This is a genomic window from Bradyrhizobium sp. Leo170 (genome assembly GCF_004296405.1).
Taxonomy (GTDB): domain Bacteria; phylum Pseudomonadota; class Alphaproteobacteria; order Rhizobiales; family Xanthobacteraceae; genus Bradyrhizobium.
Genome location: NZ_PSRR01000001.1, coordinates 84,821 through 104,710 on the forward strand (window position 1 = coordinate 84,821; position 19,890 = coordinate 104,710).

General features: G+C 62.5%; 9 protein-coding genes and 1 pseudogene. 6 read left to right on the forward strand and 4 right to left on the reverse strand.

Annotated features, from left to right (window positions below; genetic code table 11):
• Positions 1 to 50 precede the first annotated feature (50 nt).
• The 5 genes from CWO89_RS00380 (at position 51) to CWO89_RS00400 (ending at position 15,495) form a co-directional block, all read left to right on the forward strand.
• Entirely contained in the window at positions 51 to 689 is a 639-nt protein-coding gene (locus CWO89_RS00380; protein WP_165420930.1) for an STN domain-containing protein, read from the forward strand.
• The gene (locus CWO89_RS00385; protein WP_130576637.1) at positions 686 to 1,309 is read left to right on the forward strand and encodes an RNA polymerase sigma factor; all 624 of its coding nucleotides are present in this window, start codon (positions 686 to 688) and stop codon (positions 1,307 to 1,309) included. Before CWO89_RS00380 ends, CWO89_RS00385 begins: the two co-directional genes overlap by 4 nt.
• The gene (locus CWO89_RS00390; RefSeq protein WP_130576639.1) at positions 1,306 to 2,316 is read left to right on the forward strand and encodes a FecR family protein; all 1,011 of its coding nucleotides are present in this window, start codon (positions 1,306 to 1,308) and stop codon (positions 2,314 to 2,316) included. The genes CWO89_RS00385 and CWO89_RS00390 overlap by 4 nt, the downstream gene beginning before the upstream one ends.
• Positions 2,317 to 2,473: 157 nt before the next feature.
• Positions 2,474 to 14,572, forward strand: a complete 12,099-nt coding sequence (locus CWO89_RS00395) for a filamentous hemagglutinin family protein (protein WP_130576641.1) — start codon at positions 2,474 to 2,476, stop codon at positions 14,570 to 14,572.
• A 518-nt stretch (positions 14,573 to 15,090) separates the two neighbouring features.
• Positions 15,091 to 15,495, forward strand: coding sequence for a PAS domain S-box protein (locus CWO89_RS00400; RefSeq protein WP_130576643.1), 405 nt, complete (start codon positions 15,091 to 15,093; stop codon positions 15,493 to 15,495).
• A gap of 611 nt (positions 15,496 to 16,106) precedes the next feature.
• On the opposite strand, the gene CWO89_RS00410 is transcribed toward CWO89_RS00400, so the two are convergent.
• Entirely contained in the window at positions 16,107 to 17,129 is a 1,023-nt protein-coding gene (locus CWO89_RS00410) for an LLM class flavin-dependent oxidoreductase (protein WP_130576673.1), read from the reverse strand.
• A 238-nt stretch (positions 17,130 to 17,367) separates the two neighbouring features.
• Here CWO89_RS00410 and CWO89_RS00415 point away from each other — a divergent pair, with 238 nt between their 5' ends.
• A complete protein-coding gene (locus tag CWO89_RS00415) occupies positions 17,368 to 18,189 on the forward strand; it encodes an LOG family protein (protein WP_207234366.1) in 822 nt (273 codons plus the stop codon).
• A gap of 51 nt (positions 18,190 to 18,240) precedes the next feature.
• Here CWO89_RS00415 and CWO89_RS00420 read toward each other — a convergent pair whose 3' ends face one another.
• The 3 genes and pseudogenes from CWO89_RS00420 to CWO89_RS00430 all read right to left on the reverse strand — a co-directional run.
• Positions 18,241 to 18,477 (reverse strand): hypothetical protein, encoded by a 237-nt coding sequence (locus CWO89_RS00420; RefSeq protein ID WP_130576649.1) that lies wholly within the window; start codon positions 18,475 to 18,477, stop codon positions 18,241 to 18,243.
• Positions 18,478 to 18,643: 166 nt separating this feature from the next.
• A complete protein-coding gene (locus CWO89_RS00425) occupies positions 18,644 to 19,402 on the reverse strand; it encodes an SDR family NAD(P)-dependent oxidoreductase (RefSeq protein ID WP_130576651.1) in 759 nt (252 codons plus the stop codon).
• 79 nt (positions 19,403 to 19,481) lie between these two features.
• Positions 19,482 to 19,890, reverse strand: a pseudogene (locus tag CWO89_RS00430) (ROK family protein); the annotation flags it as partial.

The following is a 19,890-nucleotide window of genomic DNA, read 5'->3' on the forward strand; positions in this document are numbered from 1 at the left end:
TGTATGCGCAAGTTTCAGCGCAAAGCTGGTGTATGTGCCTAAGGCGCATATTGATTTTTGTCCTCGGTATTACCCTCTTGGCGCACGGCACCTTCGCCGAAGAGTTTCTTCTGGATTTCAATATCCGGGCGCAACCGCTGCCGGCGGCCTTGGAACAGTATGCCGAGATCACTGGTCGCAATATTCTTTATAATAGTGATCTCGTGGTCGGCCGGCGGGTGGCGGCAGTGCAAGGCCGTCTTTCGCCCGATGCGGCGTTGACGAGGTTGCTGGACGGAAGCAAGCTCTCCGCCGTACAGATCACAGCGACCTCGTTCACGTTGGTTTCTGCTCCGGTCGGGCACACAGTCCTTCCACAGCCCGTAGTGACGGATTACTATGGAAAAATTCAAGTAAGTTTGCATAACGCGCTATGTGGTGCTGGGGCGGGCCGGCCAGGCAACTATCGGATTGGAATGCGTCTTTGGATTGATAGTGCCGGAAGTGTCACGCGCTATGAGCGTCTCAATTCGACCGGCGTATCCGACATCGACGCGGGGATCGATCAGGCGTTGCAGCGTCTGAAGATCGGAGCCCGCCCGCCGGCAGAGCTGACGCAGCCGGTGTCAGTCGTCATTATCCCAAAAGGACCCGGCGTGACGATGTCCTGCGTCGAACCGGCTTCCAGTCACGCCGGAGTGCTGCCGTGACCCAATCGTCTCTGGGGCTGGTGCGACAGTTTCTGCTCGATCGCTATGATGATCTTAAGTATCGATTAACGGTTCGGCTGGGCTCGTCTGATTTGGCTGGGGACGCCTTGCAGGATGCATGGCTGAATCTGCAGCGCGCCAATGCGCTCGGCGCGATCCGCGATCCGGGCAACTACATCTTCGGCGTCGCGATGAATGCCGCGCGGGATCGGATGCGGGATGCCAACAACCGCCTTCTCAGCGCTGCGGAGGTCGAGGGATTGCTACAGATTGTCGATGATGCGCCGGATCCTGCCCAAACGGTAGAGGCGCAGTCGGACTGGCAGGTCTTGATAAGTATCTTGCAGGAAATGCCGCGGCGTCGGCGCGAAATCCTGCTGATGGCCCGGCTGGATGAGATGCCGCGGGCGGAAATTGCACGACGTCTTGGCATTTCCCAGCGTCTTGTCGAAAAGGAACTTCAACTCGCGCAGGAGTACTGCATCGCGCGGCGGCGCCAACGCTCAAAAATAAGAGTGCGGCTTGAGCCTTTGAAAAACGTCTTATCACTGAAGGGCAATGACCTCGGCACGGAGTCGGGTGATCGAGCGCTGCCCGATGAGGGCAAACAACGGCGATGACCGATGCCGGCGATCACGATCTCGGATTGGATCCCCTTGAGCGGGAGGCGGTCGCGTGGGTACGGCGGCTGACCTCCGGGCAAATGACGGTCGCCGATGCCGAAACTTTGAGAGATTGGCGCAGCAGGAGCCCCGCCCACGGGGCCGCCTTTGCAACGGCAAGTCGTCTCTGGAGAGATCTTGAGCCTGCCGGACGGAATTTGCGATGGCAGAGCCGCGTTTCGGGACCAGCGGAGATCGAAGAAAGGCAACGGCCGGCATCACTGAGCCGCCGATATCTGCTGGGGGCAGGGCTGGCGAGTGCAGCAGCAGCGGCGGCCTATGCCTTGGTCCGTCCGCCGTTGGACTTATGGCCATCGCTTACTGAATTGCGCGCTGATTATCGCACCGGCACAGGAGAGCAGCGCGATATATCGCTGTCGGCGGAAACGTCGGTACGGATGAATACCCAAACCAGTATTGTCATTCGTTCTCTCGAAAGCGATAACGAACGGCTCGAGCTGATCGGCGGTCAAGCATTGTTTTCAACGACTGCCCGCGAAGGACGATCGCTCGCAGTATTGGCGGCAGACCGCTGGATCACCGCCACCGAAGCTCAGTTCGACATTCGGCACCTGCACGGCCGCACGGCCCCGCTGGTCTGCGTCACTTGTATGCAGGGGAGCCTCGCCATCGTGCGGGACAGCGAAACGACGCCGGTGATCCCGGGACAGCAGCTTCGTTATGACAGCAACGGGCCGGCGCGTTTGGAGACAGTTGATCCGGAGATCATATCGGCATGGCAGCGCGGCGTTCTGATCTTTCGAGCCACGCTCCTTTCGGATGTCGTCGAAGAGGTCAATCGCTATCGGCCCGGCCGTATCGTCGTGGTCAATTCAGAACTCGGGCGGTCGCCAGTGAGCGGTCGCTTTCGCATCGATAATCTCAACGAAATTCTGGATCAGATCGCGCGAGCCTTTGGCGCGAAGGTGCGATCGCTCCCGGGCGGACTTGTTTTGCTGAGCTGATCTCCGCCGGTGGTGACCGGTTCGGTGACATGAAACTGTCATAAAAAACCCGTGCGGTTTTCGACGTGGGCCTACGTCAGCTCGGTAGGGACGTGTCTATGCCGCGCCGCGAGGTTGCAAATACGGGCATGTTCCCACTGTTGCTGGAGAACCCGTCGTGCCCATTTTCCGTTCGAATGCCCCCCGCTGGACCGCCCACCGTGCAACGCTTCTGGCGGGCATCAGCGTGCTGGCCTTGCTGGTCCATGCTGCTCCGGCCGAGGCCCGCCCGCTGGGCTATTACGCGACGACCTCCGCACCAACGATTGCGACCGATGCGGCACTTGCCAATGCGCAACAGGCGGCACAAGCGGCGCAACAGGTCCAGCAATCGCTCAATCGCGCGACGCAGGCGTTGCAGGCGATCCGCAGCCTGCAGGACGCTGCCCGCGCGGCGGCGCAGGGCGTGCCGCATTCCGCAGGGCTGAACCTCAATGTTCCGAACGGGCTGACGTCGGGTGGCCTCATGCCCGATCCGGTCGCCGGATGGAGCGGCGCCAACACGCCGACGCAATCGGTCGCGGGCGGGCGGACCAACGTCAACATCGACCAGACCCGGCAGCAGGCGATCCTGAACTGGAAGACCTTCAATGTCGGATCGCAGACCACGCTGACCTTCGACCAGCACGGCAACGCCAACTGGGTCGCGCTCAACCGGGTCGATGCCAACACCGGGCCGAGCCAGATCCTAGGCAACATCAAGGCCGACGGCCAGGTCTATGTCATCAACCAGAGCGGCATCATCTTCGGCGGCGCCAGCCAGATCAATGTCGGCGCACTGATCGCCTCCACCGCCAGGATCACGGATCAGCAGTTCCAGGCCAGCGGCATCTACTCGGCCCAGAGCAACAACGTCTATTTGCCGAGCTTCACCGGGGCCGACGGCAAGGTCGTGGTCGAAAGCGGCGCGCAAATCACCACCAGTGCGCCGGCCACGGTAACGTCAGGCGGCGGATTCGTGCTGCTGATGGGAACGGAAGTGCGAAACGCCGGCTCCATCACCACCCCGAAGGGGCAGGCCGTGTTCGCGGCGGGTGACGACTTCATCCTGCGAAAGGGCTACGGCACCGACGCCAACCAGAATTCCACGACCCGCGGCCTCGAAATCTCTCCCGTCATCGATGCCGGGAGCGCCAGCGGCCGCGTCAGCAACACCGGCCTGGTGTTTGCCCAGCAGGGCGACATCACCATGGCCGGACGCAACCTCCTGCAGGACGGACTCCTGCTGTCGACCACTTCGGTCAACCAGCGCGGCACCATCCATCTGCTGAATTCGGCCAGCGACGCCAGCGGCAATGTCACGCTGACCGCCAACGCCGTCACCGCGATTCTGCCCGAGCTCGATTCCAGCGACACCGCGCTGAACTCGCAGCGCGACGCCCTCATCGCGGCGTCCGGCGGCAACTCGCTGGCGATCGGCCAGTTCGACAATCTCTCGCCATTGGCCGATCGCAAGGACCGCTCGCGCGTCGAGATCGTCAGCGGTGGTACCGTCAACTTCCAGAACAACTCGCTCACGCTCGGGCAAGGCGGCGACGTCGCCGTCAGCGCCGGCAAGCGCGTGTTCGCCGAGACTGGCGCGACCATCGACGTCTCCGGCACCCAGGGCGTCGTGCTGCCGGTCTCCGCCAACGTCATCAAGGTCAATATCCAGGGCAATGAGCTGCGCGATTCGCCGCAGAACCGCGACAGCGGCGCGCTCATCAGCCAGGACGTCTGGATCGACGCGCGCGATTTGATCCTGGTGCCGGCGGGAACCGGCGGATACGCCACCGACCGCTACTACACCGCGGGTGGCCTGCTCGAGGTCTCCGGCTATCTCAACACCACCGCGCACAAGATTGGCGAATGGACCGCGATCGGCGGCTCCATCACGCTGGCCGCACCCGAAGTGGTTGCGCAGAAGGGATCGACCTTCAACATCTCCGGCGGCTCGGTCCAGTACGAGGCCGGCTACGTCAGAGAGACGATGCTGCTCGGCAGCGACGGCCGGCTCCACGGCGTCAACGATGCCCGCGCCGACATGACTTTCTACGGCGTTGGAGAGGGCTTCATTCGCAAGCATGAGCGCTGGAACGTCACCGAAGTCTGGACCAGTCCGTTCGGGAGTGGCCGCGAGCGCGTTCGCTGGGAAGAGGGCTACACGATCGGCCGCGACGCCGGCCAACTGATCCTCTCCACGCCGACCTCGGTGTTCGAAGGCGATATCGTCGCCCAGGTCATCACCGGCGAGCGTCAGAACAGCGCGCGGCCGGCCGGGGCCACCGACGGCTACAAAATCGGACAAAACCAGGCGGCGCTGGCGGGGCAATTGGGCATCGGCCAATACACCGGCCAGGGGCTGACCGGTGTCTATGACAGCGCCATCGTGGTCGGCGACATCGCCGGGATGACCGCCGGCATCGGCGCGAACGACACGCTGCCATCTGATCGCAGCAATACCGTCTATCTCGATGCCGGCATGCTCAACAAGGCGGGCCTCGGCGGCCTCAGCGCCGTCAGCGGCAAGAGCATCTCGATCGATGCACCGCTGACGCTCGCCAATGGCGGCCATGTCAATCTGCAGGCACCTCTCGTCGAGCTCAATGCGGATGTCACCGCCCACGGCGGCAGCATGTCGCTCGGCAACATCATGCACGCGTTGCCGGTGCCGGGCGGGAACGTGATCTGGTGGGCGCTGACCGATGCCAACGGCAAGGCCAACGTCGTGATCAACGCGACGGTCGACCTGAGCGGCCTGTGGACCAATGCTTCGAACGGCGCTGACGACAATTCGCGGCTCGCTTATCTCGACGGCGGCGACCTGACGATTTCGAGCACCCGTGCGATCACGCTCCGGTCGGGCTCCGTCGTTGACGTCTCCTCCGGCGGCGCCATTCTTGCCAACGGGAAGACGCGGGGCGGCTCCGGTGGCGATGTCAGCCTGCTGACCAATGACTATTCGCATTTTGCGGACTCGGAATTCATCGGCGCCGATCTATCGTCGCCGCTCGCGCTTGATGGCAAGATCCGCGGCTATGGTTTCAATGGCGGCGGCACGCTCACCATCAATGCGGGACAGTCTGTCGTCATCGGTCAGGCCACATCGGGATCTGGTGCACAGCTGGTGCTGGCGCCGGCACTGTTCCAGTCAGGCTTCACCCGTTACGACATCCGCAGCACGTCGGGCATGACCATCGCTGACGGCACCAACGTTGCGCCCGTGGTGCCGGTCTATCGTTTCACGTCGGCTAGCTACAGTGCGTCGACCGGGACCGCCACGGCAGCCGCCGCGGAGATCTGGTTGCCGCCGACTTATCTCGACGATTCCGTTGCGAGCAAATTGACCCAGCGCGTCGGCGCCGATCTGACGCTGACGAGCCTATATGATTTCGACATGCGGCCGGGGTCCTCGATTTCGCTCGATGCAGGCCGTGCCGCGACGATCTACGCCAATCGCCAGACCACGATCGATGGCAACATCACGGCGCACGGCGGCAAGATCCTCATCACCAGCCTGCAGGACCAGCCGGGCGACATCCGTTACAACCAGGGCAATGGCATCTACACGCGGACCCGGTCGATTTGGATCAGTGATGACGCCACGCTCGACGTTTCGGCGCGTGCGGCGACAGCGACGGGCACGAGCGGCATGATCTATGGGGTCGTGCCGGACGGCGGTTCGATTGCGCTCGGCGGCACTGGCGCGACGGACAAGTACGGATATCTGATTCCAAGCAATGCCTTCGTGATCATCCGCCCGGGCGCTGTGCTCGATGCGTCCGGGACCTCGGCGTTGCTCGATATCTCGTCCGGCGGCGGCCTGCAGCGGGCGCAGGTGGCAAGCGATGGCGGCACCATCGCCCTTTATTCGGGGCTCGGCATGTACATCGACGGGACGCTGCGCGCCGCGGCCGGCGGCATCGGCGCCTCGGGCGGCACGCTCCTGCTCGCCGCGATCAGCCCTCTGTATTATGCGGCGCCCGCCAGTCCGACCAATCCTTATGGGATTGGCGACATACCGGCTGACATGCAGACGATGCGCAATCTCACGATCACGCAGCATCAGCGGCCGAGCGGACTTGCGTCCAATCTCGCGCCGGGCGAGGCCGACCCGACGCTCAAGGTCGGCGAGGCTGCCATCAGTGTCGATCAGACTCACGCCGGCGGTTTTGATTCGCTGTCTTTGTTCACGCGCGACCTATTCGTGTTCAACGGCAATGTCGATCTTGCGATGAATCGCAGCATCACGCTGACCGGCGGCATTCTGAGCGCGGCTGTGGATACCCCGCATATCGCGGTCAAGCTGACGGCGCCCTATGTAAACCTGACCGGCTGGCACGGCTTCGATCACGGTTCGTTCGCGGGCTATGATCCTGCGCTCAACGTCTCAGGTCCGAGCATGAACACGGCTGCGGACGCGACATTCACGGTCTCGGCCAGCCTGATCGACATTTCTGCCGATGTTCGTTTCGGTGTGCACGGGCTGCACGGTATGGGCTACATCAGCGTTCCGGATCCAAACAGCGGCGTATTGGCTCCAATTCTTCCCGTGGATGCGCCCGGCTTCAAGCACGTCACGCTGCAGAGCACCGGCGATGTGCGCTTTGGCTCCGGCAACGTTGTCACGCCCGGCGATCTGACGATCCAGGCTTCACAGCTCTATCCGCTGAGCAACGCGACCGCGACCGTGACGGTTGGCCAGGTCTTGGGGCCGAATGACAGCATAACGACTGATCTCGATACCGTGCTGACGATTCGCGGCAATGGCGGGCCAGTGCCGGATGTTCCTCCCACCGTTTTCGGAAAACTTGCATTCGTCGCAGCCACGATCGATCAGGGCGGCGTCGTGCGTGCGCCGCTGGGGGCGGTGTTGCTGAACAACAATTACGGCCTGAACGCCAACGTGCCGCCCGCGACGGTGATTTTCCGCGCCGGCAGCATCACGTCGGCCAGCGCGAACGGGCTGACGTTGCCGTTTGGCGGCACCTCGGATGGTATTGCCTACCAAGGTGCGGACGGCACGCTGGTTGACCTTGGCCTCCAGAAAAGCGTGAACGGCAACGTCATCATCACGACCGGCATCTCGGTGCTGGCCACGTCGATCGTGGGTGAGAAGGGCGCGATCCTCGATCTCTCGGGCGGTGGCAACCTGACGGGGGCCGGCTTCATCAGCGGCCGCGGCGGCTCGGTCGACGTGTTGAGGACGGCGCTCGTCAACGCCAATCCGGTGAACAGCTACAGTTCGGCAAACGCGAAGGTCTATGCCATCGTGCCGGGCTACGCGTCGGCCTACGCGCCTGTGATCGCGACCACGGGCGCCGGCGATCCGGCGATCGGCCAGCAGGTCACGATCCCCGGCGGCGTGGCGGGGCTGCCGGCCGGGACGTACACGCTCATGCCGTCGAGCTATGCGCTGTTGCCCGGTGCTTTCCGTGTCGAGCTCGGAGCGACGAGCAATACGGTCGTCTCGCCGGTCAGCCTGACCAACGGCTCGATCGTGACGTCAGGCTATCTCGGCGTCGCCAACACGGGCATTCGGGATGCGTTGCCGACGCAACTGATCCTGACATCTGGTCGAACGGTGCGAAGCTATTCTCAATACAATGAGATGAGCTACAGCGAGTTCGCGCGCAGCCAGGCCGCGACCTTCGGTGCCGTCCGGCCGCGTCTGCCGGAAGACGGCAAGGTGCTGGAGCTGATGCTTAACGCATCTTCGGGCAGCGGAAAATCGCTCTCGTTCCAGGGCACCACCTTGTTCGGCGGCATCAGCGACGGTATCTCCGGCAGTCTGTTCGTCTCTTCCACGGTATATGGAGGGCAGATCGACATCACCGCGCCCGGCGCGGCGCCGATCGCCGGCCATACGTCGATCTCGAGCGATGCTATCAATGCCTTCAATGCCGACACCTTGCTGATCGGCGGTTACAGCACCTACTACAACGATACGACGAGGGGCACCGGCGGACGCATCTACTTTTCGAGTGAGTCCTCTGTGAACGTTCTCGATGGCGCCGCCGTGCGCGCTGGCCAGGTGTTCCTCGTCGGCAAGAACATCGATGTCGCAAGCGGTGCCACGATCGACACCCGCGGCCTCGGTGCGCGCGGGCTTGATTCGAGCCTGGGTTACATGTTTGGCAACGTAACGTCAGAGGCCAACTCGTCCTTGTTTGCGAGTGCGCCGGCGGTCCTGGCCGTCGCAAACGGCACGTTCAATTTCCTGCCCGTGGTCGGAGCGGGTTCGATCAACATCAACAGCGGCGCCACGCTGCTTACCGATGGCAGCATCGTGCTCGCCGCTCCTGGTTCACTCACGATGGGCAACGTTAATTTCGGTGCGCGTTATCTGACCGTGACGCAGGATGTAGTCAATGCGGGTACCGACGCGGCGCTCGCCGCTGCACAGGCCGCGGGTCAATTGCCGTCAGGCTGGAATTTGACGCAGGCCGCACTCGACAAGCTGCTGCATCCTTCGACAACCGCGGGCGTCCCGGCGCTTGAGCAGCTCACGTTGACGGTTGGGGGCTCCTTCAACCTCATCGGCAGCGTTGCGCTCGACGCGCGCGGTCAGTCCGCTGGCAGCAAGGAGGTGCAGTTCGTCATCAACACGCCGGCGATCTACGGCCTCGGGAACGCTGGCGACACTGCGAGCATCACCGCAGATACCCTGATCTGGAACGGCATCCGGACCGGCAACGGCCTACCCGACACGGGCGGCGTGCCCTATGGGAGCAAGGCGCCGGCAGCGGTTGTGCCGGGCGGCCCGGGGACGGGCAGCGGAACGCTCAACATCGCCGCCAAGGACATCGTCTTCGGCTACGACGCCAACAGCCGGATCACCGATGGCGCGACGCTCGAACGCCTCGCGCTCGGATTTGCCAACGTCAATGCCTCGGCCAGTGACAGGATCTCCGCCAATAGCGACGGCTCGCTAAAGGTCGGGCTGTCAAAGGATGGTTCCGGCAATCTGCAGGGCGGCAACCTTACTCTCACGACGCCACTGTTGACTGCGACAGGCGCCGCAACGATGGCCTATAACGCTGGTGGCGTGGTTCGCGTTGTCGCGCCTGCGGGTGGCGCGGCCGCGACCGGCGCAATCGCGGATCTTGGCGGCACGGTCTCCATCAGCGGTGACACCATATTCCTTGACACCGCGGTTGCTTTGCCAAGCGGCAAGCTGACGTTGAGCGCAACGAACAACATCGATCTCGGCGCCAACGCGGTGATCGACCTTTCCGGGCGCAGCACCACCTTCTACGACGCCACCAAATATAGCTGGGGCGGCGATCTGATACTGCAAAGCGCCCATGGCAACATCGCGCAGGCCGCCGGTTCGAGCATTGATGTGACGGCGGCGAACAACGACGCCGGGACCATTATGGCCACCGCCACTGACGTGGCGCACGGTCTCGTGCAACTCGGTGGCACGCTGAAGGGGGCTGCGACCGGCGGCTACAATGACGGCCAGATCAGCATCGCGGCGCAAAATCTCGGCGACTTCGCGGCACTGAACCTGAAGCTGAACGACTCCGGCTTCTTTGGCGCGCGCACCTTCAACATCAAGCAGGGCAACCTCGTTGTCGGAAACGAGGTGAGGGCACACAACGTAACCATCTCCGTGGATGGCGGCAGCCTGACGGTCAATGGCACCATCGATGCCAGCGGCGCCAAGCCCGGCAATATCCGTCTTGCAGCGCGGGACGATGTCACACTTGCATCCTCGGCTGTCTTGGATACCCACAGCACGGTTCTGCAGACCGACAGCTACGGTGCTCCGATCGAGGCGAACAACACGGCGCACGTTGAACTCACGACAAAGAATGGCACGTTGACATTGTCGCCGGGCGCCACCATCGACATGCGCGTCACTGATCCTGCAAATGCTGACGGATCAGGCAACCCGATTGCCTATGGTCATCTCGAACTCAACGCGCCCCGGATCGGAACGGCCTCCGGTACCAGCGCAACGGGTAGCGACGGACCGGCCAACGCCACAGGCGACAGCATCGCTGTTTCCGCGACGGGACCGCTCAACATCGTGGGCGCCTCGAGCATCGCGCTGAACGGGTTTGCGACTTACAAGAATGCGCCAGTCGATCCGAACGATGCCAATGGCCAGATCATCGATCAGGATTGGCTCGATCTCGTCAACCAGGACAGCAAAACCTTCATCAGTAACATCTATGGCGGCAACGTCGCCGGCGGTCAGCTGACCGATGAGCTGAAGACCAAGATCGCCGGGCTGCTCGATGCCAAATACAACTCCGGATTCCATGTCCGGCCCGGCGTCGAAGTCCAGAGCAAGACCCCGAACGGTAATCTGTCCACGTCAGGCGACATCGATCTGTCCGGTTACCGTTATGGACCGAACGTGACGTCGGTTCGCGGCTCAGGCGAACCGGGCAAACTCGTCGTTCGCGCCGGGGGCAATCTCAACATCAACGGCAGCATCAACGACGGCTTCGCGCTGCCGCCGGACTCGCCGGATGCACTCACCACGCTGCTTGCCCCGGGCACGCTCACGGACACCTATACCGTGACGGATAGCGGCGCAATCTTGACACGCGGATCCAGTCTTCCGAACACCGGTAGGATCAACATGGCTCTGCCGCTCGCCGGCACCGAGGTCGACGATACCCCGCTATTGTCGAATCCAGTTCCCGTCGATCTCGTTTTGACGGCGGAGTTCGACCCCCTCCCGGGCAGGAAGCTTATGGCGGGCACAATCTACAATCCGGACGGGACCGTGATGTATAAGGCCGGCGATACTATCCCGGCGACGACATGGCCTATCGGCACCAAGGTCTCCGCTGGAGTCTACTTCAATAGGATATTGGTGAACACAAGCTTCCCCTGGTTCGTTAACGGCACTCTTCCGCCGGGCGCCGATCTGAGTATTTTCGGCGGCTATACTTTCACGCAGGATACAGTAATGCCGGCGGGTACGGTGTTGCCGGTTGGAACGGTTGTCGTCAGCTTGACCGCTGCAGGCGATCGGAAGGTGTGGGCGACGTCGCCGATGTTGGCGCCCGGCACGCAATCGTGGTCGATGCGGCTTGTCGGCGGCGCCGATCTTGGCAGCGCCGACAGCCGGACGTTGCAGACAACGTCAAGCCTTGCAGGCGCGGGCAATGTTGTGCTCTCCGATCCCTTCACCGTGAATCTGCAGGGCAGCGGAAGCCCGAGTGCCGGCTTCAGCGTCGTGCGCACCGGCACGGGTGATCTCGAAATCCTCGCTGGTGGCAACTACACGCAAAGTTCGCCGTTCGGCGTCTACACGGCTGGTACCGCGATCGCCGAAACAGGAACGTCGGCCAATGATCCCTTCAATGTCGCCCGCGGACGCATGCCTGATGGGACCGTGCTTGGTGCGGCCAACCCGGCCTATGAGGCCACGCTTAACTCGCAATTCATGTACTACACCGAGCACGGCGGTGATTTCCTGCTGACGGCGCAAGGCGATATCAGCGGAAATCAGACCCAGGAGTCGGCCGTGGTCGGCGACTGGCTCTGGCGGCAGGGCGGCGCTGGACTTGGCCAGGCGACAGCTTGGGGCACCAACTTTGGTAGCTATACCGCAGACCTCGTGAGTTCGAAATCGATGCTAAAGCTGTCGGGCTTCTCGGGCATGGGGGCACTGGGCGGCGGCAATGTCACGCTGCGGGCGGGGGGCGACATCGGTAATGCCGGCCGGGGTGTTGTCGTTGCCGTCGGCGGCAGCGGACGTGTCATCGATGGTCGTCTTGTTCAGACCGGTGGCGGAACGCTGTCGGTGAGGGCGGGCAACAGCATCGGTGGCGGCGGCAACCAGTTTGTTGATCTGCGCGGCGACATTGGCGTCACGGCCGGCAGTTTCGGCAGCCTGAATGCAACAAATTTCGGCTACTCTCTTGATGATCCGCGGCCGCTCAATTTGCTCGTGCCTTACGCAATGATCAAGGTCTCGGGCGGATCGTTCGCGCCGGGGGATGGTGCCGTCGACATTCGCGTCCGCGGTGATCTCTCCGTCGGCGACATCATCGATCCCGGCCGCGCCGGCGTTAATCAGCAGACGGACGCCAGCACGTCAGTCGGGGCCGGTCAGGGCGTCGCCTGGTTCACGCTCTGGACGGCACGGACGGCGGTCGATCTGTTTGCGGCAGGCGGCGACGTGTCGCCGCTATCCGATACCGGCGGATTGGTACCGCAATCCAAGACGCTTTTCCTGCCATCGATCCTGCGGGCCACTGCGGCGAACGGAAGCATCTATCTCAACGGCGGCAACGAGATGTTGCCGTCGCCGTCCGGGCAGGTTGAGTTGCTGGCGCGAGGATCGGTCATTCAGGTCGGCCTCGGCGGGGACACGCTCGGCTTCGGCCCGCTCTCGACCTCGTTGTCATCTCTTGCCACGCCGTTCAATCCTGGCTGGGCGCTGCTCCAGGGGACCAATCAGTGGGCCCTTGTCGATTCGAATTATTGGGGTGATCCCAACTCGCCGGTCGACGCCCCCGGAGGCTGGCGCGCGTACCGGTACGACTATAATTCGCAAGGGCACGCCTATGATGGACCAGGTGGCTATCCATTCGTGTTCGGACCGAACACCGTGACCGATGCCAGTGCACTCGGCGGCCCGCTATCGCGTATCTATGCCGTCGACGGCGATGTTCTCGGTATTCGCTATGGCGAGATCTTTACCAGCAGCCAGTTTATCAACGGCAGGACCGTGACAACGGACAATTACCGCGCGGCGAAGCCGGTGCAGATCTTCGCTGGCGGCGACATTGTCAGTGTAAAGGGACTGATCCTGCAGGACGATCCGACCGCCGTTTCGATGATCGTCGCGCAAGGCAGCGTCATTTATCCCAGCCTTGATGTTGCAGGCCCCAGCACGCTCGAGGTGACGGCGGGCAAGAACATCTATTTTGGATCGACGGGAAACATCGAGAGCATCGGTCCGTTGATGACAGGCGATAACCGCCTGGGTGCCAACGTGGTGCTGCAGGCCGGAGTCGGTGCGGGCGCGCCGGGTGTCGGGCAGGTGGATTGGACCGGCTTTGCCAAGCTCTATCTCGATCCGGCCAATCTCGTTGGTCCAGGCGCGCTTGCCAATCAACCCGGCAAGGTCGCCAAGACCTACGACCAGGAGCTTTTACAGTGGCTCAAGGACCGCTTCGGCTATGCCGGAGCGTCGGAGGGTGCGCTGAGCTTCTTCCTGACCCTGCCGGGTGAGCAGCAGCGGGTCTTCCTGCGGCAGGTCTACTACGCCGAACTGACGGTCGGCGGCCGCGAATACAACGATCAGGCGGGTCCGCGCCACGGCTCTTATCTGCGCGGACGCAATGCCATCGCAGCACTCTTCCCCGCGGAGGACGCCTATCGCGGCGACATCCGGCTGTTTACCGCCGCCTCCGGGGTCGGAGCGAAGGTCAACAGCGGTTATGTGCACACCGATCGCGGCGGCGACATCCAGTTCCTGGCGCCGGGCGGCCTAGTCACCATCGGCACCGAAGGGCTGGCGCCGGGAGCCGATGCGGGTCTGATCACCCAGGGCAAAGGCGACATCCAGATCTATTCGAAGGGGAGCATCCTGCTCGGCCTGTCGCGCATCATGACGACGTTCGGCGGCAATATTCTCGCATGGTCCGCCGAAGGCGACATCAACGCCGGCCGTGGATCGAAAACCACGGTGATCTTCACCCCGCCGCGCCTCGTCTACGACAACTATGGCAATATCAGTCTCTCGTCGCAGGCTCCCTCCACGGGCGCTGGCATCGCGACGCTCCAGCAGATCCCTGGAATGCCGCCCGGCGACGTCGACCTGATCGCGCCGCTCGGCATCATCGATGCGGGCGAGGCGGGCATCCGTTCCTCGGGCAACGTCAACCTGGCGGCGCTGCAGATCCTCAACGCCGCGAACATCCAGGCCCAGGGCAATGTCACCGGCGTTCCCACGGTGCAGGCGCCGCCGGTCGCGGCATTGGCCTCCAGCAATAACATGACGGCAGCGACGCAACAGGTTCAGCCGACCGCGCCCAGCAACAATGATCGTCCTTCGATCATTATCGTCGAGTTCTTGGGCTATGGCGGCGGCGACAAATCGATGCCTGAAGATACCGACCGAGGTGATACGCGTGACCGACGGAGCGAGAACCAGACGCGTTACGACCCCAACAGCATGTTCCAGATCGTTGGCAGCGGCGAACTTACTGACGAGCAGAAAAAGTTGCTGACGGGCGAAAAGACGGAAACGGCTCATTGATCCGCAATTGTTGCCGTTGCCCAGGCCTTCTTCACGCTCAAGTTTGTCCATGATGGGCTGGGCGGACCCGCAGTTGCTCTAGCGGGCCAGCGCAACATCAGGCAGGTCGTCCCCATCACCGCTGTGGCGAGCACGGTCGACCAAAGCGCGGCGTCGCTGGCCAGTCCGACGTAGCGCTGGCCGAAGGTCGGGAAGTACCACGTTATCGGGCCTTATGACCGCTTTCTGCCGGCTGCACAGAGAGAGTTTCCGCCTATCGTTCCGTCATGCGAACACTCGGGCTGGACCGCTGCGTCATCGTCCAGCCAAGCATCCGGTGCGCTATCGTGCCATGCCCGGCGACGGCGATGTGCTCGATGCCTTGTGGGCGTGGCTGCCGGACGAGCAAACCGTGAGACACGTGCTCGTAGAAAATCCTGAAAAGCTCTATGGCTTCGCCGCAAAGCCGTGACCATCATGCCATGTAAGCCGAGTTGCGCAGAAAGATTAGACGTGACAGAACCAAACAGGTGCCCCCCATGGAAGAGCGCTCCGAGTTAGCGGAAAGAATTCTCGATCAAACGGCCGATGCGGTGATTTACGCCGATCGCTCCGGCACGATTGCCCGCTGGAATCCCGCCGCCACCGCGTTGTTTGGCTATTCGTTGGAGGAGGTGCTCGGCCAAAGCCTGATCATCCCGGAGCATCTGCGGGCCGCGCATTGGCGCGGCTTTGAGGCCGCAATGACTGGCGGCGTCATGAAGCTTCAAGGCAAGCCCACGCTGACCCGCGCCTTGCACAAGAGCGGACGCAAGGTCTACGTTGAGATGACATTCGCGATCGTCAAGGACAGCGCCGCTGGCGAAGTGCTTGGCTCGGTTGCCGTGGCACGAGACGTGACCGAACGCATCGAACGAGAGCGTGCCGCGACCCGTGCCTCCTGAGATGTTCGCAGATGCCACTTTCAACCGGCCCGGCAGGATCGTTGATGCGTCCGTGATAGCCAAGTTTTCTTGGACGTCCGGCAATGCCGCCATCGACGCTGCGTCAATCACGGCCCTCTAAGGCACCCTTGATCGAGGCGGGGGCCTGCGCGAAAACGAGGAAGTCTGCTATGCGGTTGTCTAGAGTCGCTGTTTTGATGCTTAGCGCTGTAGCTACAGGCTCAATGTCCGTATCTGTAGCGATGGCCGCTTCTGACTGTCCCAGATTACTGGAAGTAGCGGATTGGGGCGAGAATTCGACCGGCGACATTAGCGTCACCTCTGGAGAAAGTTGCCTATTTCCGATTACGATACGCGGCACGGTGAGTAGCTCGGACATTTCACAGAAGCCGGCGCACGGCAGCTTGAAAAAGCTTAACATGACGACTTACGAATACAGGGCGAAGGCTCGGTATAAGGGAAGCGATACCTTTGCCATCAAAGCAGTGGGACAGGGGCCGACGGCTTCTGGCACATCGGTAATCACTGTGCACGCGACGATCAAATAGCGTTGCGCGGGTCCACAGCGCCAGTGCCCGCACCGGGTTGCCGGTGTAACCCCACAATAGAGATTAGCGCCAACCAAGCGCGGGAGCGATGTGAGTCAGGATCGCCTCGATGACGTGCGCGTTGTAATCCACGCCGAGCTGATTGGGCACGGTCAAGAGCAGCGTGTCGGCCTCCGCGATAGCTTCGTCCTTGGCCAACTGCGCAATCAGCACGTCCGGCTCGGCGGCATAGCTGCGGCCGAAGATTGCTTTGGTTTTTTCGTCGATGAAGCCGACCTGGTCCGCGTCCTGACCACTGTGTCCAAAGTAGGCGCGGTCCCGGTCGTCGACCAGCGCGAAGATGCTGCGGCTGACTGACACGCGAGGCTCGTGCTTGTGACCAGCCGCGCTCCAGGCCTCGCGGAAAGCCCGGATCTGGTTGGCTTGCTGGACGTGGAACGGCTCTCCGGTCTCGTCGTCCTTCAGGGTGGAGCTTTGCAGGTTCATGCCCAGCTTGGCCGCCCAGACCGCGGTGGCGTTCGACCCGGCGCCCCACCAAATGCGGTCGCGCAAGCCTTCCGAGTACGGCTCGAGGCGCAAGAGGCCTGGAGGGTTCGGAAACATCGGATGCGGATTGGGCTTTGCGAAGCGCTCGCCGCGCAGCAGCTCGAGCAGGATCTCCGTATTGTGCCTGGCCATGTCGGAAGCGGTCTCGCCGTCGCGTGGAACGTAGCCGAAGTAGCGCCACCCATCGATAACCTGCTCGGGTGATCCGCGGCTGATGCCGAGTTGCAAGCGCCCGCCGGCAATGAGGTCGGCCGCGCCCGCATCCTCGGCCATGTACAGCGGGTTCTCATAGCGCATGTCGATGACTGCCGTACCGATCTCGATCCGGCGGGTCTTGGCGCCTACGGCTGCCAGCAACGGAAACGGCGAGGCGAGCTGACGAGCGAAATGATGCACACGGAAATACGCACCGTCCGCTCCCAACTCTTCGGCGGCAACGGCAAGATCGATGGATTGCAGAAGGGCGTCGGATGCCGATCGCGTCTGCGATTGCGGTGAAGGCGTCCAATGCCCGAACGATAGAAAGCCGATCTTTTTCATAGACATTCAGTGTAAACCCTTGGGACGCATGTTCGAGGTTGCTGCCCGTTGGCAATCCGGATCAGATGCGCGCGATCGCGTGAACGCCCTGTGCGCACGATCCGCCGCAGCAGGTTGCGAGCGTCGATAGCATCATTGACCTATATTTTGATACATTCGATGAGGCAATATCCCGTCGTCATGGCCTGCGGTGCCGTAGAACGTGTCGAATTTAGTCTGCAGAATGGACAATAGCGAGATGAATGAACAGACCCCGCATGGCCCGCGGAGCACGCTGCTGGCGGTTGAAGATACCGAATTTCTGCTTCGCGACGAGATGCGATCGATCCGCTTTGCCCTCGAATATGCCAAAGCCGAACTCGCGTTGCGGGATTGGGGGATCCGCTCGACTATCATTGTTTTTGGCAGCGCGCGTGTGCCGTCTCCGGAGCAGGCCGCGGCCGCCGCCGAAGCGGCTCGGACGGAGACCGAGAAGAGGGTGGCCGAGAGATTGCAGCAGCAAACCGAGTTCTACCAAGTCGCGCGCGAATTCGGGCGCATCGCTTCGCAGCGCGGCGGCGCCTTCGATCCCAAGAACCGGTGGCGCGACAATGTTGTCGCTACTGGCGGCGGCCCCGGCATCATGGAGGCGGCAAACCGAGGCGCGTCCGACGTCGGTGCTCCAAGTATCGGATTCAATATTACCCTGCCACATGAGCAGATTCCCAATCGCTACATCACGCCAGAGCTCAGCTTCCGATTTCACTACTTCGCAATGCGAAAAATGCACTTGGCCATGCGTGCGAACGCTCTGGCGATTTTTCCCGGCGGTTTCGGAACCATGGACGAGATGTTCGAGGTGCTGACGCTGCAGCAAACGCAGAAGGCCCCTCCAGCGCCCATTGTGCTGTTCGGCGAGAGCTATTGGCGCAAAATCATTAACTTCGAGGCCCTCGTCGAGGAGGGCATGATTTCTGCGGCCGACCTCGGTCTCTTTGAATTTGCGGAGACCGCGGAAGACGGTTGGGCCTCACTGGTTCGCCGTGGCTTGCGTGCGCATGGTACTACCCCAGCCGGTTGATCGGCGACGGACGGCGCGGAGCAAACGGTATCCGCTTTTCCGGATCATGCTCTAGTCGTGCAGGAGCATGTCGCCCGCCACCGGATCGCTGACGCGCACGCGTTCTGCCTTCGATGCAATTTGCAAGTCAGACCTTTCCGCGAGGGGGAGGGCGCAGGCTGAATCGTCGTCACGAGGTTGCCGCGGCAACAGCAGCAAGATTGAACCTGTCAAAACCAGGGCCGCAAGCCGGATTGCGATCACACCCAGCAAGACATCCGATCCGCTTGCGGCAGAATGATTTTTCATCATCGCAGCATGACCGACACGGGTAGGCTGGACAATCTGGAAATACCGGCGACTGCCTTCGCCAGGAACGAAGGCTTATCGCGATTGTCTGACTGCGACGGTGCACTTCAGGCTCGACACGCATCCGTCTAGCTCGCCAGATCTCGTCGGCGCAGTCGGCAATATGTTAGACCCAGCCACCATCGACGATGTAGTTCTGGTTGGTGCAGGCGCCGCTGTCGTCGGCGGCGAAGAAGAGGACGACGCGGGCGATGTCGTCCGGCACCAGCTTGCGCTTAAGGCATTGCCGCTGCATGATTTCGGCCTCACCTTCGGGCGTCAACCACAGATCCTGCTGTCGCTGGGTCATGATCCATCCGGGCAGGATGGAATTGACCCGCACATTGTTGGGCCCAAGATCGCGGGCGAGCGCACGGGTTAGGCCCTGAACCGCCGACTTGGCGGTGGTGTAGCAGGGCATGTTGCCCTGGCCGATTACCCAACTCACCGAGCCGATATTGACGATCGAACCGCCCCCTGCCTGGATCATATCCGGCGCGACCGCCTGGGCGCTAAAGAACTGATGTTTCAGATTGACCGCGATCCGCTCGTCCCAGTATTCCGGCGTGACGTCCTCGATCGCGTGACGGTCGTCGCGGGCCGCGTTATTGACCAGGATGGTGATCGGTCCGAACGCCTCGCGGACGCCTGCGACCGCGCGTTTCAGGGCGGCGATGTCGCGCAGATCGGCGTGCTCGAAGTGCACACTCGCATGCGCCGGCAGGCTGGCCAGTAGCCGCTGTGAGGCCTCCACATCGATGTCGATGAAACCGACCCGCGAGCCTTGGCTGACGAACCGGCGGACGATGGCCTCGCCGATGCCGGAACCGCCGCCGGTCACCAGTACAGTCAGGTCCTTGAGACTTGGATAGATGGCGCCCTGCATTGGCATCCTCTCGATTTTGCGCCTGAAGGGCGTCGGTTGCGTTGGCTGCGGCTCAAACAAGGGCCACGGCTCCCGGTGTTCACTCGGTCGTCTCGATGTGGCTTCGGTCCACGACCCGCAGCGTCCGCCGCACCATGCCGTCGACAATTGCCGCCGACTCGCTTGGACGCACATATATTGCCGTGGACTTGAGCAGCCACGGTAACACAGCCTGGTCGAGCCGCTCCTCATAGGCGCGGCGCATCATGTCAAATGCCTGCAGGCCGGGGCCCGCCAGGATGACATGGTGCGGGCGCAGCACCGATATCGTTGCGGCGACCGCCTCTGCAAGCGCGTGGCCCGCCTGCCGGAATAAGTGCTCGAGACGGGGATCGCCGCCCAGTGCTCGCTCGCGTAGCAGAGCCATCTGCGCCTCGGACGGCTGCTGCGACGCCGCCGGCGGCAGGTCGAGAAAGGTGCGGGCGTCGCGGTAGAGCGCATAGTCGGCG